Source organism: Streptomyces sp. NPDC088706, assembly GCF_044752765.1.
GTDB lineage: Bacteria > Actinomycetota > Actinomycetes > Streptomycetales > Streptomycetaceae > Streptomyces.
The window spans coordinates 285,991-309,794 of sequence record NZ_JBIVLW010000006.1 but is presented as its reverse complement, the minus strand read 5'-3'; the positions used below and the strand labels follow the sequence as shown (position 1 = coordinate 309,794).

At 73.7% G+C, this 23,804-nt stretch carries 24 protein-coding genes and 3 pseudogenes; 18 read left to right on the top strand and 9 right to left on the bottom strand.

What is annotated here, in order from left to right:
• Positions 1 to 22 precede the first annotated feature (22 nt).
• Positions 23 to 1,204, bottom strand: coding sequence for a glycosyltransferase (locus tag ACIQAK_RS18070; RefSeq protein ID WP_366389394.1), 1,182 nt, complete (start codon positions 1,202 to 1,204; stop codon positions 23 to 25).
• A 58-nt stretch (positions 1,205 to 1,262) separates the two neighbouring features.
• Between ACIQAK_RS18070 and ACIQAK_RS18065 the strand changes: the two genes are divergently transcribed.
• From ACIQAK_RS18065 to ACIQAK_RS18050, 4 genes are all read left to right on the top strand, one after another.
• Positions 1,263 to 2,048, top strand: a complete 786-nt coding sequence (locus ACIQAK_RS18065; protein WP_366389395.1) for an aspartate/glutamate racemase family protein — start codon at positions 1,263 to 1,265, stop codon at positions 2,046 to 2,048.
• A gap of 69 nt (positions 2,049 to 2,117) precedes the next feature.
• Positions 2,118 to 2,681 (top strand): hypothetical protein, encoded by a 564-nt coding sequence (locus ACIQAK_RS18060; protein WP_366389396.1) that lies wholly within the window; start codon positions 2,118 to 2,120, stop codon positions 2,679 to 2,681.
• Between the two features lie 233 nt (positions 2,682 to 2,914).
• Entirely contained in the window at positions 2,915 to 4,531 is a 1,617-nt protein-coding gene (lnt, locus tag ACIQAK_RS18055) for an apolipoprotein N-acyltransferase (protein WP_366389619.1), read from the top strand.
• Positions 4,532 to 4,541: 10 nt separating this feature from the next.
• A complete protein-coding gene (locus ACIQAK_RS18050) occupies positions 4,542 to 5,024 on the top strand; it encodes an NUDIX domain-containing protein (RefSeq protein WP_366389397.1) in 483 nt (160 codons plus the stop codon).
• 17 nt (positions 5,025 to 5,041) lie between these two features.
• On the opposite strand, the pseudogene ACIQAK_RS18045 reads toward ACIQAK_RS18050, so the two are convergent.
• Positions 5,042 to 5,842: pseudogene (locus ACIQAK_RS18045) on the bottom strand (MFS transporter); the annotation flags it as partial.
• Positions 5,843 to 6,137: 295 nt separating this feature from the next.
• On the opposite strand from ACIQAK_RS18045, the gene ACIQAK_RS18040 reads away from it, so the two are divergent.
• The 4 genes from ACIQAK_RS18040 (at position 6,138) to ACIQAK_RS18025 (ending at position 8,817) form a co-directional block, all read left to right on the top strand.
• Positions 6,138 to 6,332, top strand: a complete 195-nt coding sequence (locus tag ACIQAK_RS18040; protein ID WP_401848345.1) for a carboxymuconolactone decarboxylase family protein — start codon at positions 6,138 to 6,140, stop codon at positions 6,330 to 6,332.
• 40 nt (positions 6,333 to 6,372) lie between these two features.
• Positions 6,373 to 7,302 carry an oxidoreductase gene (locus ACIQAK_RS18035; RefSeq protein ID WP_366389398.1) on the top strand — a complete coding sequence of 310 codons (930 nt, stop codon included), beginning with the start codon at positions 6,373 to 6,375 and terminating at the stop codon, positions 7,300 to 7,302.
• 110 nt (positions 7,303 to 7,412) lie between these two features.
• A complete protein-coding gene (locus ACIQAK_RS18030) occupies positions 7,413 to 8,198 on the top strand; it encodes an SAM-dependent methyltransferase (protein WP_366389399.1) in 786 nt (261 codons plus the stop codon).
• A 181-nt stretch (positions 8,199 to 8,379) separates the two neighbouring features.
• On the top strand, positions 8,380 to 8,817 hold the full coding sequence (locus tag ACIQAK_RS18025) for a DUF2267 domain-containing protein (RefSeq protein ID WP_366389400.1): 438 nt from the start codon (positions 8,380 to 8,382) through the stop codon (positions 8,815 to 8,817).
• 68 nt (positions 8,818 to 8,885) lie between these two features.
• On the opposite strand, the gene ACIQAK_RS18020 is transcribed toward ACIQAK_RS18025, so the two are convergent.
• Positions 8,886 to 9,383 (bottom strand): methyltransferase, encoded by a 498-nt coding sequence (locus tag ACIQAK_RS18020; protein WP_366389620.1) that lies wholly within the window; start codon positions 9,381 to 9,383, stop codon positions 8,886 to 8,888.
• A gap of 62 nt (positions 9,384 to 9,445) precedes the next feature.
• Between ACIQAK_RS18020 and ACIQAK_RS18015 the strand changes: the two genes are divergently transcribed.
• Positions 9,446 to 9,757 carry a helix-turn-helix transcriptional regulator gene (locus ACIQAK_RS18015; RefSeq protein ID WP_366389401.1) on the top strand — a complete coding sequence of 104 codons (312 nt, stop codon included), beginning with the start codon at positions 9,446 to 9,448 and terminating at the stop codon, positions 9,755 to 9,757.
• Between the two features lie 22 nt (positions 9,758 to 9,779).
• On the opposite strand, the gene ACIQAK_RS18010 is transcribed toward ACIQAK_RS18015, so the two are convergent.
• Together ACIQAK_RS18010 and ACIQAK_RS18005 are read right to left on the bottom strand one after the other, a co-directional pair.
• Positions 9,780 to 11,249 (bottom strand): SulP family inorganic anion transporter, encoded by a 1,470-nt coding sequence (locus ACIQAK_RS18010; protein WP_366389402.1) that lies wholly within the window; start codon positions 11,247 to 11,249, stop codon positions 9,780 to 9,782.
• Positions 11,250 to 11,812: 563 nt separating this feature from the next.
• Positions 11,813 to 12,496, bottom strand: a complete 684-nt coding sequence (locus ACIQAK_RS18005; protein WP_366389403.1) for a methyltransferase domain-containing protein — start codon at positions 12,494 to 12,496, stop codon at positions 11,813 to 11,815.
• Positions 12,497 to 12,636: 140 nt separating this feature from the next.
• Here ACIQAK_RS18005 and ACIQAK_RS18000 point away from each other — a divergent pair, with 140 nt between their 5' ends.
• Positions 12,637 to 12,897 (top strand): hypothetical protein, encoded by a 261-nt coding sequence (locus ACIQAK_RS18000; RefSeq protein WP_366389404.1) that lies wholly within the window; start codon positions 12,637 to 12,639, stop codon positions 12,895 to 12,897.
• A 33-nt stretch (positions 12,898 to 12,930) separates the two neighbouring features.
• On the opposite strand, the pseudogene ACIQAK_RS17995 reads toward ACIQAK_RS18000, so the two are convergent.
• A pseudogene (locus ACIQAK_RS17995) lies at positions 12,931 to 14,744 on the bottom strand (ABC transporter ATP-binding protein).
• On the opposite strand from ACIQAK_RS17995, the gene ACIQAK_RS17990 reads away from it, so the two are divergent.
• The 3 genes and pseudogenes from ACIQAK_RS17990 to ACIQAK_RS17980 all read left to right on the top strand — a co-directional run bounded on the left by ACIQAK_RS17990 (position 14,695) and on the right by ACIQAK_RS17980 (position 16,160).
• Positions 14,695 to 14,865 carry a hypothetical protein gene (locus tag ACIQAK_RS17990; RefSeq protein WP_366389637.1) on the top strand — a complete coding sequence of 57 codons (171 nt, stop codon included), beginning with the start codon at positions 14,695 to 14,697 and terminating at the stop codon, positions 14,863 to 14,865. The pseudogene ACIQAK_RS17995 and the gene ACIQAK_RS17990 sit on opposite strands and share 50 nt — an antisense overlap.
• Before the next feature lie 137 nt (positions 14,866 to 15,002).
• A pseudogene (locus ACIQAK_RS17985) lies at positions 15,003 to 15,397 on the top strand (SDR family NAD(P)-dependent oxidoreductase); the annotation flags it as partial.
• A 46-nt stretch (positions 15,398 to 15,443) separates the two neighbouring features.
• The gene (locus tag ACIQAK_RS17980; RefSeq protein WP_366389405.1) at positions 15,444 to 16,160 is read left to right on the top strand and encodes a ribonuclease H; all 717 of its coding nucleotides are present in this window, start codon (positions 15,444 to 15,446) and stop codon (positions 16,158 to 16,160) included.
• A 143-nt stretch (positions 16,161 to 16,303) separates the two neighbouring features.
• On the opposite strand, the gene ACIQAK_RS17975 is transcribed toward ACIQAK_RS17980, so the two are convergent.
• On the bottom strand, positions 16,304 to 16,714 hold the full coding sequence (locus tag ACIQAK_RS17975) for an ATP-binding protein (protein WP_366389621.1): 411 nt from the start codon (positions 16,712 to 16,714) through the stop codon (positions 16,304 to 16,306).
• Positions 16,715 to 16,881: 167 nt separating this feature from the next.
• Between ACIQAK_RS17975 and ACIQAK_RS17970 the strand changes: the two genes are divergently transcribed.
• From ACIQAK_RS17970 to ACIQAK_RS17955, 4 genes are all read left to right on the top strand, one after another.
• The gene (locus tag ACIQAK_RS17970; protein WP_366389406.1) at positions 16,882 to 17,715 is read left to right on the top strand and encodes a Scr1 family TA system antitoxin-like transcriptional regulator; all 834 of its coding nucleotides are present in this window, start codon (positions 16,882 to 16,884) and stop codon (positions 17,713 to 17,715) included.
• Between the two features lie 69 nt (positions 17,716 to 17,784).
• A complete protein-coding gene (locus tag ACIQAK_RS17965) occupies positions 17,785 to 18,909 on the top strand; it encodes a PP2C family protein-serine/threonine phosphatase (protein WP_366389407.1) in 1,125 nt (374 codons plus the stop codon).
• An 80-nt stretch (positions 18,910 to 18,989) separates the two neighbouring features.
• Positions 18,990 to 19,247 (top strand): WhiB family transcriptional regulator, encoded by a 258-nt coding sequence (locus tag ACIQAK_RS17960; protein ID WP_366389408.1) that lies wholly within the window; start codon positions 18,990 to 18,992, stop codon positions 19,245 to 19,247.
• 223 nt (positions 19,248 to 19,470) lie between these two features.
• Positions 19,471 to 19,833, top strand: coding sequence for a DUF1232 domain-containing protein (locus ACIQAK_RS17955; protein ID WP_366389409.1), 363 nt, complete (start codon positions 19,471 to 19,473; stop codon positions 19,831 to 19,833).
• 38 nt (positions 19,834 to 19,871) lie between these two features.
• Here ACIQAK_RS17955 and ACIQAK_RS17950 read toward each other — a convergent pair whose 3' ends face one another.
• Positions 19,872 to 21,251 (bottom strand): DUF6777 domain-containing protein, encoded by a 1,380-nt coding sequence (locus tag ACIQAK_RS17950; RefSeq protein WP_366389410.1) that lies wholly within the window; start codon positions 21,249 to 21,251, stop codon positions 19,872 to 19,874.
• A 180-nt stretch (positions 21,252 to 21,431) separates the two neighbouring features.
• On the opposite strand from ACIQAK_RS17950, the gene ACIQAK_RS17945 reads away from it, so the two are divergent.
• The gene (locus ACIQAK_RS17945; protein WP_366389411.1) at positions 21,432 to 22,760 is read left to right on the top strand and encodes a streptophobe family protein; all 1,329 of its coding nucleotides are present in this window, start codon (positions 21,432 to 21,434) and stop codon (positions 22,758 to 22,760) included.
• Positions 22,761 to 22,772: 12 nt separating this feature from the next.
• Here ACIQAK_RS17945 and ACIQAK_RS17940 read toward each other — a convergent pair whose 3' ends face one another.
• Positions 22,773 to 23,798, bottom strand: a complete 1,026-nt coding sequence (locus tag ACIQAK_RS17940; RefSeq protein WP_366389412.1) for a serine/threonine-protein kinase — start codon at positions 23,796 to 23,798, stop codon at positions 22,773 to 22,775.
• Positions 23,799 to 23,804 lie beyond the last annotated feature (6 nt).

The following is a 23,804-nucleotide window of genomic DNA, read 5'->3' as shown; positions in this document are numbered from 1 at the left end:
CGGACCCGGCCCCCCTGCGGTGTCACCGGTCGGGCGCGGCCTCGGGCCGGGCGTAGGTGCGGCCCTTCCAGGCGGCCCCGCGCCCCCGATAGTGGCGCACCGCCGAGTCCACCGTCATCAGCAGGTACAGCCCCGCAGTCAACGGCAGCAGCGGACCGAGCCACAGCGACTGCCGGTAGTAGGACAGCATCGGCAGATATGTCGCCGTCATCACCGCCCAGGCCGCACCGCCGACCCAGGCCGCCGCCCCCTCACCCGTCAGCAGACCCGCCACCAGGGTCGCCGGCGGCGCCACGTAGACCAGCAGCAGCCCCGGGACCGTCCCCGCCAGCAGGAGCGGACTGTGCCGCAACTGCGCGTACGCGCTGCGCGCCACCATCCGCCACAGGTCCGCCAGCCGCGGATAGGGCCGCACGCTGTCCACCCGCTCCGCGAGCCCCAGCCAGATCCGGCCGCCGCCGCGCCGCACCTCCCGCGCCAGCGACACGTCGTCGATCACCGCCTGCCGGATCGACTGCGGGATCCGCGCCCGCTCGGCGGCCTCCGTCCGCAGCAGCACACAGCCGCCCGCCGCGGCCGACGTACGCGACCGGGCCCGGTTCACCCGGCGGAACGGGTAGAGCTGCCCGAAGAAGTAGACGAACGCCGGCACCACCAGGCGCTCCCAGAAGCTCTCCACCCGCAGCCGCGCCATCTGCGACACCAGGTCGAAGCCGTCCGGCCCCTCGGTCCCGGCCGCGGCCACCAGATCCCGCAGGCTGTCCGGCTCGTGCGCGATGTCCGCGTCCGTCAGCAGCAGGAAGTCCGGCTTGTGCGGCCGGGCCAGCGCGATGCCGTGCCGTACGGCCCAGAGCTTGCCCGTCCAGCCCGGCTCCGGCTCCCCGGGCTCCACCACCGTCAGCGGAAGGCCGCCGAACCGTGCGGCCAGCTCCCGGGCCAGCCGGCCGGTGCCGTCGCCGGAACAGTCGTCGACCAGGATGATCCAGGCCTCGCCCGGATAGTCCTGGGCCAGCAGCGAGGGCAGGCTCACCGGCAGCATCTCCGCCTCGTCGCGGGCCGGCACGACCACCGCCACCGACGGCCAGCGCGCCGGGTCGGTGCGCCGGGGGAGCCGCTGGTCGGTCCGCCAGTAGAACCCCTGCCCCAGCAGCAGCCACACCCACGCGAACAGCGAACCCACGGCGATCCAGGCAACGGCGCTCATTCGCCGCAGTCTGCCCCACCGAACCCGGCCCGCAAGGGCTGTCGGCTAGGGTGACCGGGTGAAGATCGCGCTCATGGACTCCGGAATCGGCCTGCTGGCGGCAGCGGCCGCCGTGCGCCGCCTGCGGCCCGACGCCGAACTGGTGGTCTCCTGCGACCCCGCCTCGATGCCCTGGGGCCCGTACACCCCCGAGGAAATCACCGCCCGCGCGCTGGCGGTGGCCCGTGCCGCCGTCGACCTCCGGCCGGACGCCCTGATCGTCGCGTGCAACACCGCCACCGTGCACGCCCTGCCCGCGCTCCGCGCCGCGCTGGAGCCCGGGCTGCCGGTCATCGGCACCGTCCCGGCGATCAAGCCCGCCGCGGCGGGCGGGGGCCCCGTGGCCATCTGGGCCACCCCGGCCACCACCGGCAGCTCCTACCAGCGCGGGCTGATCGCCGAGTTCGCCGGCTCCGCCGACGTCACCGGGGTTCCGTGCCCCGGACTCGCCGACGCCGTCGAGCACGGCGACGAGGCCGGCATCGACCGTGCCGTCGCCGCTGCCGCCGCCCTCACTCCGCCGGGCGTACGGGCCGTGGTGCTCGGCTGCACCCACTACGAGCTGGTCGCCGACCGTATCCGCGCCGCCGTCCAGCGGCCCGGCCACCCGCCGCTGGTCCTGCACGGGTCCGCCGGGGCGGTGGCCGCCCAGGCGCTGCGCCGGATCGGCGCCGAGGCCGCCCCGTCGGCCCTGCCGACCGGCACGCTCACCGTCCTGCTCGCCGGACGCCCCGGCACCCTTCCCGAGCCCGCTCTGGCCTACGCGGAGGGCCGTCTCCTGCACGCCGTCGCACCCGCCCGCTGAACCACGCGAGGCCGCCGGACACCCTTCGCCGCCCGGGCCGAGCGGCGACAACGTGGGTACGCTGCGGATATGACGGACCACCCCGGGAGCGCGCACCACGGCTCGACGCAGGCACCGTCCACCGTCTGGACCGGCCGCGCGACCAACCGCATGCAGTGGTTCCTGGCCCTCGCGGGCGCGGGCTGCGTGGCTCTGGGCATCGAGCTCGCCATCGGCTCGCCCTGGTCCTCCGGGATCGCCCCGCTGCTCATGTCCGTCATCGGCTGCCTCGCCGCCGGACTGCTCATCCTCTACGGGACGCTCGCCTTCGTCCATGTGGCCGTGAAGGTCGACGGGGACGCCCTGGAGGTCCGCTGCGGCCACGCCGGGCTGCCGCGCCGCCGGATCCTGCTCACCCATGTGGTCGGCGCGGAGTACGTCCCCAAGGTCAACCCGCGCCACTGGGGCGGCTGGGGCTACCGCTGGCGCCCCGAACAGGGCACCGCCGTCGTCGTGCGCAAGGGCGAGGGCATGGCCCTCCTGCTCGGCGACGGCCGCACCTTCACCGTCACGGTGGACGACGCGGAGGCCGCCGTACGGTTCATCCGCGAACGCATGCACCTGGGCGCCGCCGCGGAGCGGGACCGGGACTGACCACGCGCAGCGGCGGGAGACTTCCCGCCGGCCCCGGCTCCGGCCCGGTGGGAGGTTCCCGGCCGTCCCGGCTCCGGCCCGGCGGGAGGTTCCCGCCGGCCCCGGCTCCGGCCCGGTGGGAGGTTCTCGACCGCCCCGGCTCCGGCCCGGTGGGAGGTTCCCGGCCGTCCCGGCTCCGGTCGGCACCTCCGTACACAGCCGCCCACCGTAGACTCCGCCAGGTGAGCGCCACCATGACCCCCGTCGACGCCCCGCCGCCCCCGCCCCCGCCGCCGCCCCCGGCCGCCGGACTCCTGCCGCGGCTCCTGCGTCCGGCCGCCGCCGCCCTCTCCGGGATCCTGCTCTACGCGAGCTTCCCGCCCCGGCCGCTCTGGTGGCTCGTCCTGCCCGGCTTCGCCCTGCTCGGCTGGGTCCTGTACGGGCGCCGGCCGCGCGCCGCCTTCGGCCTCGGCCTGCTGTCCGGGCTCGGCTTCATGCTTCCGCTGTTGCACTGGACCGGTGAGGACGTCGGCCCGGTGCCGTGGCTGGCCCTCGCCACCGCCGAGGCGCTCTTCATCGCGGTGGGCTGCCTCGGGATCGCCGCCGTGACCCGGCTCGCGTACTGGCCCTTCTGGGCCGCCGCGGTCTGGACCCTGGACGAGGCGGTCCGGGCCCGGATCCCGTTCGGCGGCTTCCCGTGGGGCAAGATCGCCTTCGGCCAGGCCGAGAGCGCGTTCCTGCCGCTCGCCGCGCTCGGCGGCACCCCGCTGCTCTCCTTCGCCGTCGTGCTGTGCGGCTTCGGGCTGTACGAGGCCGTGCGCCGCTTCGTCGCGTACCGCTCCACCGGGGAGGTTCCCCGCGGCGCCGTCGCCGGAGCCGCCGCCTGCGTCCTCGTACCCGTGGTGGCCGCGCTCGCCTCGCTCCCGCTGGTCGACGACTCCGCCGAGGACGGAACCGCCACCGTCGCCGCGATCCAGGGCAACGTGCCCCGCCTCGGCCTCGACTTCAACGCCCAGCGCCGCGCCGTCCTCGACAACCACGCCAGGCGCACCACCCAGCTCGCCGACGAGGTCAGGGCGGGGAAGGCCAAGCAGCCCGACTTCGTTCTCTGGCCGGAGAACTCCTCCGACCTCGACCCCTACCTCAACGCCGACGCCCGCCAGGTCATCGACGACGCGGTGAAGGCGATCGGAGTCCCCACCGTCATCGGCTCGGTGGTCGAGAAGGGCTCGGACAGCCTGCGCAACACCCTGATCGAGTGGGACCCGGACAAGGGGCCTGTCGACACCTACGACAAGCGGCACATCCAGCCGTTCGGCGAGTACATGCCGATGCGGACGGTCGCCCGCTTCTTCAGCGAGGACGTCGACCGGGTGCAGCGCGAGTTCGTCCCCGGCACCGGGGTCGGCGTCTTCGACCTCGCCGGTACGAAGGTGGGGCTCGTGACCTGTTACGAGGCCGCCTTCGACGACGCGGCCCGGGACACCGTCCTGCACGGCGGCCGGATGATCGCCGTACCGAGCAACAACGCCACCTTCGGACGCAGCGAGATGACCTACCAGCAGCTCGCGATGTCCCAGGTCCGGGCCGTCGAGCACGGGCGGTCCGTCGTCGTCCCCGTCACCAGCGGGGTCAGCGCGGTGATCCGGCCCGACGGCACGATCGCCGACCGGAGCGGCATGTTCACCCCCGACGCGCTGGTCGCCGAGGTCCCGCTGCGCTCCTCGCTCACCCCTGCCACCCGGATGGGCCCGCTGCCGGAGGGCGTCATCGCCCTGCTGGCCGTGGCCGGCCTGGGCTGGGTGGGCGTGTCGGCGGTACGGGCACGGAGGGAGCGGGGGCCGGGCGGTAGCCCCGTACCGGCCACGTAGGCTCGGATCCATGGCGACTCCCGACTTCATCCGCACCATCCGCGCCACCGCCGGGCACCAGCTGCTCCTGCTGCCCGGGGTGACCGCCATCGTCTTCGACGACCAGGGCCGGGTCCTGCTGGGGCGGCGCGCGGACACCGGCACGTGGTCGGTGGTCGGCGGCATCTCGGAGCCGGGGGAGGAGCCCGCGCTGACGGCGGAGCGCGAGGTGCTGGAGGAGACCGGTGTGCACTGCGTGGCCGAGCGGCTGGTGCTCACCCAGGCGCTGGCGCCCGTGCGGTACGCCAACGGCGACCGCTGCCAGTACCTCGACATCACCTTCCGCTGCCGGGCGACCGGCGGCGAGGCCCGGGTGAACGACGACGAGTCGCTGGAGGTGGGCTGGTTCCCGCTGGACGGGCTGCCGCCGCTCGCCGAGTTCGCCCTCTTCCGGATCAAGCAGGCGCTCACGGAGGGCCCGGCCTGGTTCCAGCGGTCCTCCGTCGACGCCTGACCGGGCCCCCGCCCCCCTCAGCCGCCTTTGCGCCCGCCGCGCCGTCCGCCCTGCCCGCTCCGCCCCGGTTCGTCGTCCGACGGCCGCCACAGGTGGCGCACCCGCAGCCAGACGTCCCGAGCCTGTCGGCCCGCGGTGGTACGGCTGCGCGCCACGAGCTGCCGGGCCTGCTCGGGCGTCTCCACCATCGGCCCCGACCCGCGCAGCGGCCGACCGGCCGTCTCGTGGAGGAAGAAGGTGGCCACCAGACCGATCACTCCGGCCACCATCAGGTAGTAGGCGGGCACCATCTCGTCGCCGGTGGCCTCCACCAGGGCGGAGGCGAACAGGGGCGTGGTGCCGCCGAAGAGCGACACGGAGATGTTGAAGGCGATCGACAGGGCGCCGTACCGCAGCCGGGTCGGGAACAGAGCGGGCAGCGTCGAGGCCGCCGTACCCGCGAAGCAGACCAGGAGCAGCCCGAGCACCGCGCAACCGATGGCGGGCAGCAGGACCCCGCCCTGCCGGATCAGCAGGAACGCGGGCGCGGCGAGCACGATCAGGGCGACGCTGCCCGCCATGAACACCGGTCTGCGGCCCCAGCGGTCCGAGGTGCGGCCCACCGTCGTGATGGTCAGCACCACCAGCAGCATCGTGCCGAGGACGAGCAGTTGAGAGGTGGTCTCCGGCTCGCCGAGCGTCTGGGACATGTAGGTCGGCAGATAGGACGTCACCATGTAGTTGGTGACGTTGTAGAGCAGCACCAGGCCCATGCAGATGAGCACGGCCTGCCAGTGCCGGGTGAAGATCTCCTTGAGCCGCCCCTTCCCCGACTGTCGGTGACCGTGACGTCCTGCTCGCGGACGGACCTCTTCCGCTTACGGATGAGCGTACGGACCATCCGTTCCACGGCGGCGCTGTCGTTCTTTCGGTGCGGCACCTTCCGATTCTTGGCCCGCCGGCCGCGACCGGCCTCCCGGGCGGCCCGCGCGGGTGACCCGGCGACGCTCCCCACGGACCGGCCGATCGTCCCAGGTGGGCCGTGTGTCACAGCGGAGGGACCCGCGTGTCGCATCGGGGCGACCCCGTCCGTCCTGGGGGGTGTGGCGACCGGCAACGGCAGCGGAGCCGAAGATGAACGCCCGTTTGAACGTTCTTGGCAGCCCGGCCACGGCCACGATCCTGAAGCACCTGATGGCGGCCGGCCAGGCGGTCTCCGACACGGGGCTGTCCAGCACGACGCAGGAGCTGGTGAAGATCCGTGCCGGTCAGATCAACCGCTGCGTCCAGCAGCCCGCGGGCGACTACCAGGTGGGCCGGTTCGGCTGACCGGCGTGTGACCCGGCCCCCGCCGGGGAGGTGTCCTGGCATGCACTCCTGGAAACTCCGCGACATGCCCGACCTCTCCGGCAGGACCGCCGTGGTCACCGGCGCCAACAGCGGCATCGGGGCGGTCACCGCGCTCGCCCTCGCCCGCTCCGGCGCCCGCACCGTCCTGGCCTGCCGCGACGCCGAGCGGGGCCGGCGCGCGCTGGAGGCCGTCCGCCGCGCCGCCCCGCGCTCCGACACCCGCCTCGTCCGCCTGGACCTGGCGGATCTGGCCTCCGTCGCCGAAGCCGCCGACACCATCGCGAAGGAGGTGGACGGCCGCCTGGACCTCCTGGTGAACAACGCCGGAGTGATGGCTCTGCCGCTCCTGCGCACGGCGGACGGCTTCGAGATGCAGTTCGGCACCAACCACCTCGGCCACTTCGCCCTGACCCTCCGGCTGCTGCCGGTGCTCGGCGTGGCGGGACCGGCCCGGGTGGTGACGCTCTCCTCGCTCGGCCACCGCATCGGCCGCGTCGAGCTCGACAACCTCAACGCCGAACGCCGGTACAGCACATGGGGTGCGTACGCGCAGTCCAAGCTCGCCAACCTGCTCTTCACCGCCGAACTCGACCGGCGCGCCCGGGCCTCCGGCCGGGACCTCCTCGCCCTGGCCGCCCATCCCGGCCTCGCCGCGACGGAGCTGGGGCAGGCCGGTCCGCGGCTGGCCGGCCGGAACTGGGCGGCGAAGCTGGAGCGGGCCACGCGCCTGTACACCCAGCCCGCCTCCGCCGGCGCGCTGCCCACGCTGTACGCGGCGACGCTTCCGGCCGCGCCCGGCGGCTCGTACTACGGTCCCGGGCGCCTGGGCGAGACCCGCGGAGCCCCGGCCCTGGCCCGTAAATCCGAACGGGCACAGGACATGAACGTGGCGCGGGTGTTGTGGGAGGAGTCGGCGCGCCTGACCGGCCTGGACCCGGACCTGGTCTGACCGGGAGGCGGTCCAGCGGGCAGCGGGATGGCGATGTACGGTCAGCTCAAGGCTCCCACCGGCGGTTATGCGGTCAACGGCCTTGCACGGACAGTGAGTAGAGGAGAGACATGAGCGTCGACGACGTTGAGTTCCGCCGCAGGATCCGCTCCGATGTCCCGCACTCGGCGAGGGTGTGGAACGCCTGGCTGGGCGGCAAGGACAACTACCCGGTGGACCGCGAGCTCGCCGACGCCGTGAGCGCGGCCTACCCGCAGATGGTCGACATCGCCCGTGCCTCCCGCGCGTTCCAGGCCCGCTCGATCCGGCACCTCGCCTCGCTGGGCATCGCACAGTTCCTGGACGTGGGCACCGGGCTGCCGGTGGCGAACAGCACCCACGAGGTGGCCCAGGGCATCGCGCCGGAAGCGCGGATCGTCTACGTGGACAACGACCCCATCGTCCTCGCCCACGCCCAGGCGCTGCTGACCAGCGCCCCGGAGGGCCGGACGGCCTATGTGGACGCCGACCTCTCCGAGACGGACCGGGTGGTGGACGAGGCCGCGAAGACGCTCGACCTGTCCGAGCCGGTCGCCGTGCTGCTGCTCTCGACGCTGGGCCACCTGGCCCCGGCCGACGGCATCGAGGTCGTCCAGCGGTACATGGCCCGGATGCCGTCGGGCAGCTACCTGGTGCTCTGCGACACGGTGAGGACGCCGCAGACGCTGGCCGCCCAGGAGGCCTACGACTCCGGCGACAACCCGCCGTACCTGGTCCGGGAGCCGCAGGAGATCACCGGCTGCGCCGAGGGCCTGGAGATCATCGAGCCGGGTTTCCTGTCGATCGCGCTGTGGCGCCCCGAGGAGGACGACCCGGTGCTGGTCGACCAGTGGGGGCTGGTGGCCCGCAAGCCGTAGCCGGTGCGCGGGAGGGAACGACTGAGCGGCGGAGGGCTCCGGAGCCCTCCGCCGCTCAGTCGTTCTCCGCCATTCGCAGGCCCCTGATCGCCGAAATACCCCCCAGGGGGTGTAGGGCGGAGTTTTCGGAGTAGAAGCCAGACAACGACACCGCAGGACGACGAGAAGGGCTGCCGCCGCCATGATTCCTGAGCCTCGGACCATTGCCGCACCGAAGGCCATGACGTTCGACGGGTTGTTGGAGAAGATCAGGTACGAGGGGGCCTACCCCACCCGGGAGCGGGCCGAGATGGCCCTGCGGGCCGTGCTGGGAGGGCTCGGAGCGCAGATCACCGGCGAGGACCGGGTCGCGTTCGCCGCCGCGCTCCCCAGGGAGGCAGCCCTGGTGTTCACCGCCGAGGCCCCCGGCATCGCCCCGTCCCCGGCCGCCCGCTTCGTGGACGACCTGGCCGCGCGGACCGGCGGCACGGCGGCCACCGTCCGCTGGGACGCGGGCACCGTGCTGGCCGCGGTCGGTACGCTGATGGACCCGGCCCTCGTCACCCGGGTCATCGAGGGTCTGCCGACGGGCTACGCCCTGCTCTTCGGCCGCGCGCAGCTCCTGACCACGGCGGCCTGAACGGACACCCGGTCCGCGGTGGCTCCCGGCCGTCCAGGCCACGTCCGGGAGCCGCCGCGAACCGGGTCTCACTGTGCGGTGACGCGCTCCAGCACCCACAGCCGGTGGTCCCAGCCGATGTCGTCGCAGCGGCGCACCCGCAGGCCGGCCCGTACCACCAAGGAGCCCAGCTCGTCCTGCGAGCGCAGCCCCGAGCCGAACAGGCAGGCCAGCCGCAGGTGTTGGAGCGTGGCGTCGATGTCGTCCGGGTCGTTGGGGCGGATCTGCTCGACCAGGAGCAGCGTTCCGTCCCAGGGCAGGGCGGTGGCCGCCTCGGTGAGCGCCAGTACGGCGTCCTCGTCGGCCAGCCGCTCCAGAAGACGCGAGACCAGGACGGTGCTGCCCCCATGCGGCACCGGCCCGGTCTGCGGGATCAGTTCGACGTTCGGGCAGACGTCGGTGTCCAGGATCTGCTCGTCGAGCACCCGGAGTTCGGAGGGCAGCGCCGCGATCCGTACGCGCAGCGCGGGGTGGGCCTTGACCAGGGCGTTCACCAGCGTACCGACGCCGTGGCCGCCCGCCGTCAGCGTGCTCCGGCCACCGCGACGTACTGCCGCTGCCCCAGCCCACCGGACGGTCCGCCGCGACCGTGGCCGGTGAGCTGATGCGCGACCCGGGGGACCCCCGTACGGCCTCCGAGTGGGCCGAGAGCCTCTACACCAGCTCGACCAGCCTGCGCCGGGCCTTCCGCGCCGAGACGGGCCTGGCCTTCTCCGAGTGGCGGACCCGGCTGCGCCTCAACCACTCGCTGCAGCTGCTGGCCGCCGGGCACATGGTGAGCACGGTCGCCGCCCGGGTGGGATTCGTCTCCACCAACGGCTACATCCTCGCCTTCCGCCGCTACTTCGGCGAGACGCCGGGCGCCTATGTGAAGCGCTCGGCGACCCGGACCGCCGCCTGACCCCCCGGCTCCTGGGACCCGCCTAGCGGCGGATCGTCACCGGGTCGGTCTCCGCGTCGTTGTGCCGGCGCGCCCAGTTCTCCAACGCCACCCGGCAGGCGTGGTCGAGATGGCGCAGACCGCTCACGTCCAGCTCCATGGGCTGGTCCTGCGGCAACTTCTCCAACTGCTCCAGGATGCGCGGCAGCCGGAGGAAGGTCGCGTTGCCGGTGAGGGTCACCACGACCCTGCCGCCGGTCAGGGTGCGGGTGGAGAGCTGTACGTGGGAGGTCTCCCAGGCCGACTTGACCACGGCCAGCAGCAGCCCCAGCACCACGCCCTCGAAGAGGTTGGTCACCACGATGGCCAGTGCGGTGACGGCCAGCAGCACCGCCTCGCCGCGGTGTTCGCGCCACAGGGGACCGAACTCCTTCACGGGCACCAGCTTGCACCCGGCGTGCACCAGGATCCCGGCGAGCGAGGCGAGCGGGATGACGCCGATGGCCGCCGGGAGCAGCGCCGCGAAGAGCAGCAGCCACACCCCGTGGGCGACCCGGGAGAGCGCGGTGGTGGCCCCGGCCTGGACGTTGGCCGCGCTGCGGACGATGACCGCCGTCATCGGCAGCGCGCCGAGCGCCCCGCAGATCGTGTTGCCCACGCCCTGCGCGACCAGTTCCTTGTCGTAGTCCGTACGGGGCCCGTCGTGCATCCGGTCGATGGCCGCCGCGCTGAACAGGCTCTCGGCCGAGGCGATGAGGGCGAAGGCGAGGACGGTACCGATGACGGCGACGTTCGCCAGATTGCCGAAGTCCGCCGCGCCCGGCAGGTCGATGGCGTGCAGCAGTCCGTTCACGTCGGCCACCAGGGGCCGCAGTCCGGCCAGGGCGGCGACGGCGGTGGCCAGGCCGACCGCGGCGAGGGGGGCGGGGACGATCCGTACGGCGGCGGGGAGCCTGGGCCAGACCAGCAGGACGGCGACGGTCCCGGCGCCGAGGCCGAAGGCGGTCAGGGCCTCGTTGTCCGTGGCGATCTCGACCGCCAGGCCGGGGAGACCGGCGAGCTTGGCCAGCGCGGTGCCCGGCTGCTCGGTGTCGGCCATCGCGTACACCTGGCCCAGCACGATGACCAGTCCGATGCCGGCGAGCATGCCCTGCACCACGGAGACGGAGATCGCGCGGAACCAGCGGCCGAAGCGCGCGAAGCCCATCACCACCTGGAGCAGACCGGCGGCCAGGACGATCGGCCCGAGTGTGGCGAGGCCGAACTCCGTGACCGCCTCGTAGACGAGCACGGTGAGGCCGGCGGCGGGACCGCTGACCTGGAGTCTGCTGCCCGGCAGCAAGCCGACGACGATGCCGCCGACGATGCCGGTGACCAGGCCGAGCTCGGCCGGTACGCCGGAGGCGACGGCGACGCCGACGCAGAGGGGGAGGGCGACCAGGAAGACGACGAGTGACGCCAGCAGGTCGCGTCGTACGACGTGGGGGTTCTTGAGTTCCTTCACGGAGATCACGGGTGACGATTCCCTTGAGGGTCAGATCCGTGCCCGGCCGGGGGGCCGGGCACGGATGGGTGGGGGCGGGAAGCCGTCAGAGGCGGCCGCACGACGGGCCGCTCTCCGGCCGGTGAACGCTGATCGAGCCGGGCTGCACTAGGCCGCGGCTCGCGCACGGGCAGGTCTGGGAGGCCGGCCGTGCGTGGGGCACGCGGCATCCTTTGCGTTCGCGGCGTCGTGCTCGGTGAAAGTCCGGGCGGATACGACAGGGGACTTCATGGGTGGCCTGCCTCCTGCATCCGGCGGCGCCGGGGAGCGGTGTGGTCGGGTCATATTGACGAATGCGCTGTTTAAATACGTATGAACGTTCGGAGGAGGGATGGTGTCCCACCTCGCACTTCGACGAACATTCGGCCCGTTGCGGCGCGTGGCCGGCGCTCGGAACGGATCCGACTACAGCTCAGCATATAGACCAGAACTTTGCTATCGCATTACCTTCTTGTGAAGGAGCGCGAATGCGCCATTCTTGTCATTCATTCGGCTTGTTCTTTGTGATTGCGAAACCCGTGGGGGCAGGGGCGTCAGCTGCGACGGCAGTGCAGGAAGAGGTGCGGTTCGGGTGCGCCCGCCGGGTGGTCCGGGGTGAACAGCACGCTGTGCCGTTCCTCCACTTCGAACCCCGTGCCGGCCACCAGAGCGGCGAACTCCTCCTCGCCGAAACTCGACACCACCACCGGCTGCCCCATGAACACGGCACTCACCGCCGCCACGTCCACCGGCACGGTGGCCACGACCAGGCGACCGCCGGGCCGCACCGCCCGGGCCAGCCGGCCCAGCAGCTCCCTCTGCTCGTCACGTGACATCTGCAGCAGCGAGAAGTAGACGCAGACGGCGTCGAACTCCCCGTCCGTCCACCGCAGCCCCCGGATGTCGGCGCACCGGAACTCGGCGTCCGGCACCTGCCGGGCCGCCAGCGCGGTCATCACCGGGGAGACGTCGACGCCCACCACCCGGTGTCCGGCCCCGGCCAGCCGCCGCGCGGTCGGGACACCCGTACCGCTGCCCACGTCCAGGACCCGCCCGCCCGGCGCTAGCTGCTCCAGCAGCCGGTCCAGCGAGGCCCGGTGGGCGGCCGAACCGGCGAACGCCCGCTCGTACGCGGCGCCCAGCGCGTCGAACACCGCCGCTGCGGGAAGCCCGTGGCCCCCGCCCGCGGCCGGGACTCCGCTCGGGCGCTTTGCCGGCGGTCCGTCGCTGTCACTCATCGGCGTGGCCCTCCCGTGGTCCGGCGGCGTCCCGGGGCCGCGTCCCCAGCGTCCCCGTAGGGGCACCTGAGTATGCGGGGCGGCGGCCGCTGAGTACCTTCCGCGATGTTCCGCGGACCCACCGCTGTTCGAATGAGGCCATGGACCCCGCAGCGCCGCGCCGCCCCCGCATCCAGCACGTCACCACCGCAGGCACCGCCCTGGCGGTCACCCTGCTCCCGCTGGTGGTCGGCGTGCTGCTCGCCAAGTCCCTGGCCGCGGACCCGATGACCTCGGTCAACGCGCTCGTCACCAACGGCGGGCACCGCCCCCGGGTCTCGCCGAACCAGTGGCGCAGCTGCGGCGGGGACGCCTTGCGGCGCCTGCGCGCCGCGGGACGCCCCCGCCTCGTCCGCCGCTGACCCGTATCGGGCCCACCGGCGACCGCGTCCGGCTCAGCCGACCGGCTGGGCCTCGTCCGCCGACGGCCGCTCGAACTGGGTGCGGTACAGCTCCTCGTACCGCCCGCGCGCCGCGAGCAGTTCGCTGTGCGTGCCGCGCTCGACGATCCGGCCCGCCTCGACGACGAGGATCTGGTCGGCCGCCCGTACGGTGGAGAGCCGGTGGGCGATCACCACGGCGGTCCGCCCCTCCAGCGCCTCGGCCAGGGCCTCCTGGACGGCGGCCTCGGAGGTGGAGTCCAGGTGCGCGGTCGCCTCGTCCAGGATGACCACCCGCTGACGGGCCAGCAGCAACCGGGCGATGGTGAGCCGCTGGCGCTCGCCCCCGGAGAGCCGGTAGCCGCGCTCGCCGACCACGGTGTCCAGCCCCTCGGGCAGCGAGGCGATCAGCCCCTCCAGCCGGGAACGGCGCAGGGCGTCCCAGAGGTCGTCCTCGGTGGCGTCGGGCCGGGCGAGGAGCAGGTTGGCGCGTACGGACTCGTGGAAGAGGTGCCCGTCCTGGGTGACCATGCCCAGGGTGTCGCGGATCGAGTCGGCGCTGAGATCGCGCACGTCGATCCCGTTCAGCCGTACGGAACCGGAGTCCGCGTCGTACAGCCGGGGCAGCAGTTGCGCGATCGTCGACTTGCCCGCACCCGAGGAGCCCACCAGGGCGATCATCTGGCCCGGTCCGGCACGGAAGGAGACCTCGTGCAGGACCGGGGTGCCGCCCCGGTCGTCCAGCGTGGCGACCTCCTCCAGCGAGGCGAGGGAGACCTTGTCCGCGGACGGGTAGCCGAAGGAGACCTTCTCGAACTCGACCGAGACCTGTCCCTCCGGCACCTCGCGGGCGTCCGGCTTCTGCGCGATCAGCGGCTTCAGGTCCAGGACCTCGAAGACCCGCTCGAAGCTGACGAGCGCGCTCATCACCTCGACCCGGGCCCCGGCCAGCGCGGTCAGCGGGGCGTACAGCCGGGTCAGCAGCAGGGCCAGCGCCACCACGGCTCCCGGCTCCAGGGTGCCGCGCAGCGCGTAGTAGCCGCCGAGCCCGTAGACCAGGGCGAGCGCGAGGGCGGAGACCAGGGTGAGGGCGGTGATGAACGCGGACTGCGCCATGGCGGAGCGGACCCCGATGTCCCGCACCCGGCGGGCCCGCCCGGCGAACTCGGCGGACTCCAGCGACGGGCGGCCGAACAGCTTGACGAGGGTCGCGCCGGGGGCGGAGAACCGCTCGGTCATCTGGGTGCCCATCGAGGCGTTGTGGTTGGCCGCCTCCCGCTGGAGTCCGGCCATCCTGGCCCCCATCCGGCGGGCCGGCACGACGAACACCGGGAGCAGGACCAGTGAGAGCAGGGTGATCTGCCAGGAGATCGTGAGCATGACGCCGAGCGTCAGCAGCAGGGTGACGACGTTGGAGACGACCCCGGAGAGCGTGTTGCTGAACGCGCGCTGGGCGCCGATCACGTCGTTGTTGAGCCGGCTGACCAGGGCGCCGGTCCGGGTGCGGGTGAAGAAGGCGACCGGCATCCGCTGCACATGGTCGAAGACCGCGGTGCGCAGATCGAGGATCAGCCCCTCACCGAGGTTGGCCGACAGCCAGCGGGTGAGCAGACCGAGCCCGGCCTCGGCGACCGCGATCAGGGCGATCAGCAGGGCCAGCCGGGTGACCGTCCCGGAGTCCGCGCCCCGCACGATGGCGTCGACGACCCGCCCGGCGAGCACCGGAGTGGCCACCGCGAGCAGCGCGGTGACGACTCGCTGAGCAGGAGGAACCGGCGGATGCGGCTCCGGTGGGGCCGGGCGAAGACCAGGATGCGGCGTAGCGTCACCCGGGAGAAGGGCCGCCGGTCCTGCTCGGCGTTCATCGCGCTGTGCAGCGACGACCACGCGGTGACTTCCATGTCCATGGGGCGCTCCGAACTCTGCTGGCCTGGTGGTGCGGACTGCTGAGAACGCTAGAACCTCATGGATGGTTGAGGTCAACGGGACGCGCGGAACGGCTCCATCGGTGCGAGCCTGGGGGCCGGAGCGGTCGCGTGAAGCGGCCGACGCCAGGGCAGACGGAACAGGCGGCGGAGACAGGCGGTACCGGACAGTGCTGGGGCCGGGTGCTGAACGTCGCCAGTGACTCCGCGATCGTCATCCCCGCCGAGATGATCACTACGGCATGTCGAAGACCGCGCTGCTCGCCGTCTCCCGCGGCTTCTCCAAGGAGGCCGCGGGTACCGGCGTGACGGCGAACTCCGTGATCGCCGGTCCCACGCACACCGGCGGGGTCGAGGACTTCGTCCGCGAACTGGTCGACCAGGCGCTCCCCTGGGAGGCGCAGCGCGAGTTGATGCGACTGCACCGCCCGCAGTCGCTGCTCCAGCGGCTCATCGAGCCCGAGGAGATCGCCGGCCTGGTGGTCCACCTCAGCTCCCCGCAGGCCTCGGCGACGACCGGGGCGGCCGGACGCGTGGGCGGCGGATACGTCGACTAGATCGTGCCCTGAAGACTCGGTCATGCCCGACTGGCATGATCGAGGGATGAACGAGAGCATCATCGCCGCGTGTGACGGGGCGTCCAAGGGCAATCCCGGACCGGCCGCCTGGGCCTGGGTCGTCGCCGACGCACAGGGCAACCCCGTGCGCTGGGAGGCCGGACCGCTGGGCACCACGACGAACAACGTCGCCGAGCTGACCGCGCTGGCCGAGCTGCTGGAGTCCACCGACCCGGCGGTCGGCGTCGAGGTGCGGATGGACTCGCAGTACGCCATGAACGCCGTGACCAAGTGGCTGCCGGGCTGGAAGCGCAACGGCTGGAAGACCTCGGCGGGCAAGCCGGTCGCCAACCGTGAGCTGGTCACCCGCATCGACGCCCTGCTCGCCGCCCGTACCGTGACGTTCCGTTACGTGCCCGCCCACCAGGTGGGCGGCGACCCGCTCAACGCGCTCGCCGACCAGGCGGCCGACGAGTCGGCGGTGGCGCAGCGGGCGGCCGGTACGAAGCACGGCGCGACCGCCCTGCCCGTCCCCTCCCCGGCGCGCGCCACGAAGGGGCGTACGGAGGCGGACGGCAGCGCGGGCGGTGCGAAGGCGAGAGGCGCGGGAGGCGCGTCGCGGGCCGGGCGGCCGTCCAACGGCACGATCAAGGCGCGGTTCGCGGGGCGGTGCCACTGCGGAAAGTCGTACGCGGCCAAGGAGCCCATCGCCAAGAACCCGAACGGCTGGGGTCACCCGGAGTGCCGAACCGTGCCCGTCTGATCACGCGGGGGAGTCCCGGACCCTGATCGCGTGGCGATATCCGTACGCCCGCCCATGTCGCGTAGTACCCGGGCGTCGGTCCGTGTGGCACGAACGGCGTCGGTCCGTGTGGCACGAACGGCGTCGGTCCGTGTGGCACGCACTCAGACGTCGGCCCACACCAGCCGGCCGGCCGACGCGACGCGCGTACCCCAGCGGGCCGACAGGGCGTCCACGAGCAGGAGCCCCCGGCCGTCCTCGGTCAGGCAGTCGAGCCGATCGTCGCCGTCGGGCCCGGCCGCCGCCGGGGCAGCCGCGACCGGCGGCCCCGCCGAGTCACCCGGGGGCGTCGGCGCCGGGATACGGGCGCGGCCGCGGTTCCACACGCAGATCCGCACTCCGTCCGACGAGCGGAGCAGCCGGCAGCGGATCCGGCGGGTGTTGGTGTGCTGCACGGCGTTGGTGACCAGCTCGGTCACTATGAGGGCCGCCGCCTCGATCCGTTCCGCGGGTTCTCCCCACGCGCGCATCGCCTCCTGCACCCGGTGACGGGCCTCCGGAACGCCCCCGGGCAACCGGGGAACCCACCAGCTGTGTGCACCTCTGACGCCCCCGCCGGCGGGGGCGCGTTCCGCGCAACTGACTATTTCCGACATGTATGCACTCTCGGTGCAAAGTGCATACTTTGCAAGAGACAGAGTGTCCAGGCTCCGCACCGGGGCTCGACGAACGAGGTACCGCCATGCGTCCCCGCTCCGGTCCCACCGTGGAACACCGCGTCCTGGCGGCCCGGCTGCGGCTGCTGCGGGAACGGGCCGGCGTCACCCTCCGGGCCGCCGCCGACGCCCTGGACGCGCATCCCGCCACCGTACGGCGGATCGAGCGGGCCGAGACCGCGCTCGACGCCCGGCAGGTCGCCGAACTGCTGCGCTGCTACGGGGCCCCGCCCCCGGTCGCCGAGCCGATCCTGGCCGGGCTCACAGCCGCGAACCTGCCCGGCTGGTGGCACCGGTGGCGGGACGCGATGGAGAGCTGGCAGCAGGACGTCATCGGGGTCGAGTCCTCGGCCAGCCTGGTGCGCACCTGGCACCCGGCCCTCGTACCCGAGCTGCTGCGCACCTCCGCCTACGCCGCCGGCCTGTACCGGGTGCGGTATCCGGACGACAGCCCCGCCCGCCTGGAGCGCCGCGTGGAGCTGCTGCGGGAGCGGCGGCGCCGGATGGACGAACGCGGTACGGCCCTGTGGGCGCTGCTCCCGGCCGCAGCCCTGTACACCCGGGTCGGGGACCCGCAGACCATGGCCGGGCAACGCCGGGCGCTGGCCGAGGCGATGGAGCAGCAGCGCGTCACCGTCCAGGTGGTGCCGCTGGACCACCCGCCGCACGCCATGACCGCCATGCCGCCTCTGCACCTGCTGCGGGTACCCGCCCCCGAGATCGGTGACCAGGCCGTCCTGGAGACGCCCGGGGTCCGGGTCGACCTCATCGACGACCCGGACGCCGTGATGGCCCACCGCATCCGGCTCGACGCCGCGTGCGCCGCCGCCCCGCCGCCCGGCACCCCACTGCCGCTCTGACGCCCGCCCGGGTTCCCGAACGGGGTCCGCCGGGATGCGCCGCGCGCCCGGACCGTACAGCGTGGGGGAGTGGTGCGGAGGCGCAGGGCCCGGTGGATCCCGGTCGGGGTCATCCTGCTGGCTGTCCTGATGGACCTGGTCACCCCGTCCGACGTGACCTCCGCACCCCTGCTGATGGCCGCGCCCGTCGCCGCCGCACCCCTGCTGAGCCTGCCCGGCATCATCGCGGTCGGGGCCCTCTCGATGGCCGTCCACGCGGTCCTCGCCTGGATCGACGGCACCTTCGGCTGGCAGCGGGGCATCGCCGACCAGCTCACCCTGCTGGCCGTAACCGTGCTCGCCGTCCTCATCCACCGCACCCTGGAGGGCCAGAGCGCCCGGACCCGGCGCGCCCGCCAGGTCGCCGCCGTGGCCCAGGCCGCCGTACTGCCCAGACCTCCGTCGCGCCTGGGTGAGCTGCTGGTCGCCGCCCGTTACGTCCCCGCCGAGGACGAGGCCATGATCGGGGGCGACCTCTACGTCGTGCAGGAGACCCCGCACGGGGTGCGCGTGATGGTCGGGGACGTCCGGGGCAAGGGACTGGGCGCGGTGAGCGCCGTCTGCGCCGACCTGGGCGCCTTCCGGTACGCCGCGGACGAGGCGCGGGACCTGCCCCGTCTGGTGACCGCGCTGGAGGGGGCGCTGCTGCGCGAGGGCGGGCGCCGGGGCGGCCAGGAGCAGGACGAGGGGTTCACCACGGCGCTGATCGCCGAGTTCACCCCCGGTCTCGACGCCGTACGGATCGTCAACCGCGGCCACCCGCCCCCGGTGCTGCTGGACGCCCGGGGCGGGGCCACCGTCCTCGAACCGTCCCAGGAGGCGCCCCCGCTCGGCATGGCGGCCCTGGGCACCTGGTCGTTCCCGGTCGACACGTTTCCCTTCCCGCCCGGCTCCACGCTCCTGTGCTACACCGACGGCGTCACCGAGGCCCGCGATGAGGCCGGTGTCTTCTACGACGCGGCCGCGCGCCTGCCCCACCTCCTGCGCAACCGCTCGCTCGTCGGCGACCCGCCGACCCCCGGACAGGTCCTCCAGCTGCTGATCGAGGACGTCGGGCGCCACACCGGCGGCCGGATCCAGGACGACCAGGCCCTCCTCGCCCTGCACCGCCCCGCCCCGGAAACCGATCCGGTTCTCCGGCTCCCACGTGTTTGAGGTGCCGATCGTCGGTCACCCGCACGGTACGGCCGTACGGCGAGCGCCTACGGCACACACCGACACCGGGAGTGAGCAGCATGGACAACTGGCGTACACACGCGGCCTGCCGCGACGAGGACCCGGACCTCTTCTTCCCCATCGGGACGACCGGCCCCGCGCTCGTCCAGGCCGCGGAGGCCAAGGCGGTCTGCCGGACCTGCCCCGTCCAGGCCCAGTGCCTGGAATGGGCCCTGGAGAACAACCAGGACGCCGGCGTCTGGGGAGGCCTCGCCGAGGACGAACGGCGCGCCCTCAAGCGCCGCAGTCGCAGGCGTGCCAAGAACACCGCCGGCTGATCCCGACGACCGGCCTTCCGGAACTCCGGGAGGGCCTCCGGGCCTCTGGAGGGGTCTTCGCTCCCCTGGACGGGGCTCCGGCCCCCGGGGCGGGTCTCCGGCCCTCGGGCGGGCTTTCGGGCAGGGGGCGGTCTCCGGCCCCCGGGCGGGCTTTCGGGCAGCGAATGGGCGAGACCGCGCCCGTATCCTCGTCATCGGTGGCCGAGTGGGTAGACGATGAGCCATGGACACCACCGTCTGGCTCGTTGTCGGCGCCGTCGCCGTACTGATCATGCTGACCTTGGCCGTCGTACTGCTGGTGCGCGTCTTCAAGGCCAGGAAGCTCCTCGTCGACGCGGGGGTTCCGCTGCGCGACAAGGCGCTCGTCTGGGCGGCCGTCGTCTACACCGTCTCTCCGGTCGACCTGCTGCCGGACCCCGTCTACCTCGACGACATCGGGTTCCTGCTGCTGGCGCTGCGCTCCCTGCACGCCGCCGCAGCCGCGGCCGGACTGGGGGCGGCGAACGGGGCCGGAGCCCCGGCGCGGATCCCGGAACCCGAAAGCGGAGGGAAGCGGGCCAAACCCCGGCCGGACGTCGTGCGGTAGGCGTTCCGCGCGGGCGCTGGGCGCCGTGCGACGGTGCGCTAGGCGCCGTGCGACCGTGCCGCCGGCGATCCGATCTGCGGTTCCGGGTCCGGTGGCAGAGGTGCCGATTGGGTGTCCGGCTGCTGCTCCCGCGGCTGTTCCTCCTCCGGCGGGGCGGGCTGGGTGTCGGGCTCGGGCTGCGGCGGGTCGTCCGGCGGCGCGGGCTCGGTGTCGGGCTCGGGCGTGGGCGGACTGTCCTGCTTCGGGGCCGGCTCGCGGTCGCTTGGAGGTGTGGTGTCGCTGTCCCGAGGGCGCGGGTTGTCCCGAGGAGGCGGCACTTCACCCGGGCTCGGGGGACAGGAACGGTTCGGGTCGCCACCGGAGCCCGGCGGGCAGGACCGGGGCGGATCGGTCTTCTTGTCCCCGCCGCCGGTGTCTCCCGCCGGACGGGTGAACCAGTCACCGTTGTCCGGATCGACCATGACGAACTCGTCCACCGGCTTCGACGAGGGTTGCACCACGACCACCTCCGACGCCCGGTACCCCGGCCAGGCCTTTCCCGTCTGCTTCGGGGTGTCCTCCTGGGCCACGGGCGGCAGCAGCGGATTGCCGCAGGCGCATCGCACCCGGGGCACCCCGCGGTCGTCGATCAGGACCGCCGTACCGGCCTGGAGCACCGCCTGATAGGGCGTCGCCTTTCCGTCCCGGAAGCCGTGGTTGGTCACGCGGGTGTCCTTGCGCAGCTGTACGGGGGTGAGGGAGCGGAGAAAGTCCGGTACGGCGGACGGCTCGACGTCCTGGACGGAGGCGAACGCCCGGTTCTTGTCCGGAGCCGCCCGCAACGTGCTGATCTGCTTCTCCACATCGCAGCTGGCGACCTCACGGGTGCCCCCGTAGAGGCCCGGCGCCGCGCCGTCCACTCCGCGCGTCACCTGTGACCCCGTGGCCGAGGCGCTCGGGACGGCGGTGGGCGAGGCGCTGCCCGGCTCGGGGTCGCTCTCCCGCGCCGTGGACTCCGTGAACGGATCAGGTCCGGAGGAGCCCGCCGCCTGGAGGAACATCTCGCCGCCCGCCTTCGGACCGCCGCCGCTCTCGGGGCGGGTCAGGAACACGACCAGCACCACGGCCACGACGACGGCCGCCGCGATCGCGGCGATCCGGGGTACGGAGCGCCACCACGGCCGCCCGGGGCCGGGAGCGGCACCGGAACCGGAGCCGCCTCCCGCACCGCCGGAGTCTCCCGGACCGCCCCGGCCGCCACCGGAGCCGCCCGGCCCGTCAGGCCCCTGCGGACCGCCGTGATCCCCGCCGCTCGACGGACCGGGCGGGGTGCCGGGCACCGTGGGGGGCGGCGGCGTGGAACCGGGCTGTGAGGGGCCCGAGAGCGGACCGGAAGGCGGCCCGGTGGGGCGGCCGGAGGGCGGCGGCTGGACACTCACGGGCTCTGCTCCCCGAGGTTGGGACACGTCCCGGACCCCAGCGCCCGCTCCTGGGGCATAGAGGGGTGATCCGGGTCTTATCGCCCTTATTGTCCTTCCCGCCCGCGCGCTCCCCGCAAGCGGAGGGGGCAACCGCTTCTCCGGAGGGCGCAGTGCTGGACCTCTGCTTAGCGTGGCAGCGTGGAAGTCCCGGCGAGCAACGACGAGAACAGCGCGACACGCGCGTCGCACGGCTGGCTCGACGCACTTGTGGCGGTGCTGGCCGGGACCCTGGCCATGCTGGCGATCGCGGCCCTCGGCCTGTGGGCCGCCGGTGCGGCCGGGCTGCCCGGCGGCGCCTTCCCGCGGGTGACGGCCGCGGTCGTCGTGATGGCGGCGGGCGGCTCCGTCTCGCTCGCCGGCGACGCCGGGTCCCTCGTGGGGGCGCGGGCGGGCCTCTCGGTGCTCCCGCTCTCGGTGACGCTGGCGGGTGCGCTGCTCATCGCCCACGGGTTTCTCCGCCCCCTGCGCCACCGGGCCGTCGCCGGCGGACGGGAACTGGCGGGCTGGGCGGGCCGTGTCGCCGTCCTGTGGGCCGCGGTGCTGGTCGTCCTGTCGCTCCTGGCCCGGCACACGTTCACCCTCCCGGCCGAAAGCCGCACCGGCGACGGAACCCGGGACGGTACCGGCGACGGCACCGAGGACGCCCTCGGAGACGTACTGGGCGACTCGGCGCGGATCGGATTCCGGGCCGACCTCCCACCGACCCTGCTGTTCGGCCTGCTCTGGTTGGCCGGTGTCCTCGCCCTGGCGCTGCTCGTCCCGCGCCGGGCGCCGCTCCCGCCCCGGCTGGTCCGCCTCCAGGAGACCGTGCGCCCGGCCGCCTCGGCCGTGGTGGCGCTGCTCCTCGTCTCCGTGGCCCTGGGCGTCGTCGCCGGACTCGTCGTGATGGTGGTGCGCGGGCATCCCGCCCAGACCCTCGCGGTGATCCTCCTCGGCCTGCCCAACCTGGTCTGGCCCGCCTTCACCCTGGGCCTCGGCGCCTCCTGGGAGGGCACGGTGCAGGGCCCGTTCGGACTGCCGATGCCCCAGGTGCTCGACTCCGTCCTGCGTACGCCCGACCTCTCCACCGTCGATCTGCGCACCCTCGCCGCACAGGACGGGCGTGTCTGGTGGCTGCTCGTCGTCACCGCCCTCCTCGTGCTCGGCGCGGCCTTCCTCATGGCCGTCCGGTCGCCCGCCCGGACGCGGCCCTGGCAGCACGCCCTGCGTCTGGCGGTCGCGCTCACCCTGACCGTGCTGCTCATCGGCCTGACCGCCGCCCTCTCCGCCCGGTACGGCCTCTCCCTGCTGGGCATCGGGGACCTCGGCGGCGGTCTCGGCGGCGAGGTCTCGCTGCGCCCCCGGCTGTGGACCGCCCTCGGCATCGCCTTCCTGTGGGGCCTGGTCGCCGGCTTCCTCGGGGGGCTCGCCGCCACCCGGGTGCACCGGCACGGCGAGATCCCGCCGGAGGAAGGACCGCGGCCCTGAACGACCGCCGCCTCAGCCTTCCCCCGCCCCCGGGAACACCGGGCGGGCCCAGCGCGGTGGCCGGGGCGGCGGCTCCGGCGCGGCGGACCAGGAACCGGCCCGCGCGTCCACCCGGGTCGGCGCATGGTGGCCGGCCGCGATCCCCGACGCCGCCGCCCGCAGCGCCGCCACGAACCGCAGACAGGTCTCGTAACGGTCGTCCGGCGACTTGGCCAGCGCCTTCGCCAGTACGCCGTCCACCGCGCCCGGCAGGCCGGGCCGCCGCCCGGACGGCGCAGGCGGCGGATCGTACTGGTGGGCCCACAACAGGGCCATATCGTCGTCCCGCTGGAAGGGCGGGGCCCCGGTCAGCGTCTCCTGCACGACGCACGCCAGGCTGTACACATCGCACCGGCCGTCCACGGGTTTCCCCGAGATCTGCTCCGGCGCCACGTAGTCGAGCGTTCCGACGAACTGGCCCACCGTGGTGAACCCCGTCAGCGACAGCGACTTCTTCGTCAGCCCGAAGTCCGTCAGATACACATGCTCCGGATGGTCGCTGTCGGTCCCCGCCGCCACCAGGATGTTTCCCGGCTTCACATCGCGGTGCACCAGGTCGTGGTCATGGGCGGCGTCCAGCGCGGACGCGACCTGCCCGCCGATCCGGACGGCGGCGGTCAGATCGAGCGGCCCGCGCCGGTCGATCAGCACGCGCAGGTCGGCGCCCGGCACATAGCGCATGGCGATGTAGAGGAGCCCTTCCGTCTCGCCGGCCTCGAACACCGGCACGATGTGGGGGTGGTCGATCGCGGCCGCCACCCGCGACTCATGGGTGAACCGCCGGCGGAAGGTGTCGTTGCGGGCCAGCTCCGGGGCGAGCAGCTTGAGCGCGACGACCCGGTCCAGCCGCAGGTCCCTGGCCCGGTAGACGACCGCCATGCCGCCCCGCCCGATCTCGGCCTCCACCAGGTAGCCCGCGATCCGCTTCCCGACCAGCTCGTCGTCCCGCCCGGCGGGCAGTGCGGCATCGTGCGACGGGGGAGGCGGCGGAGGCGCCATGACCCG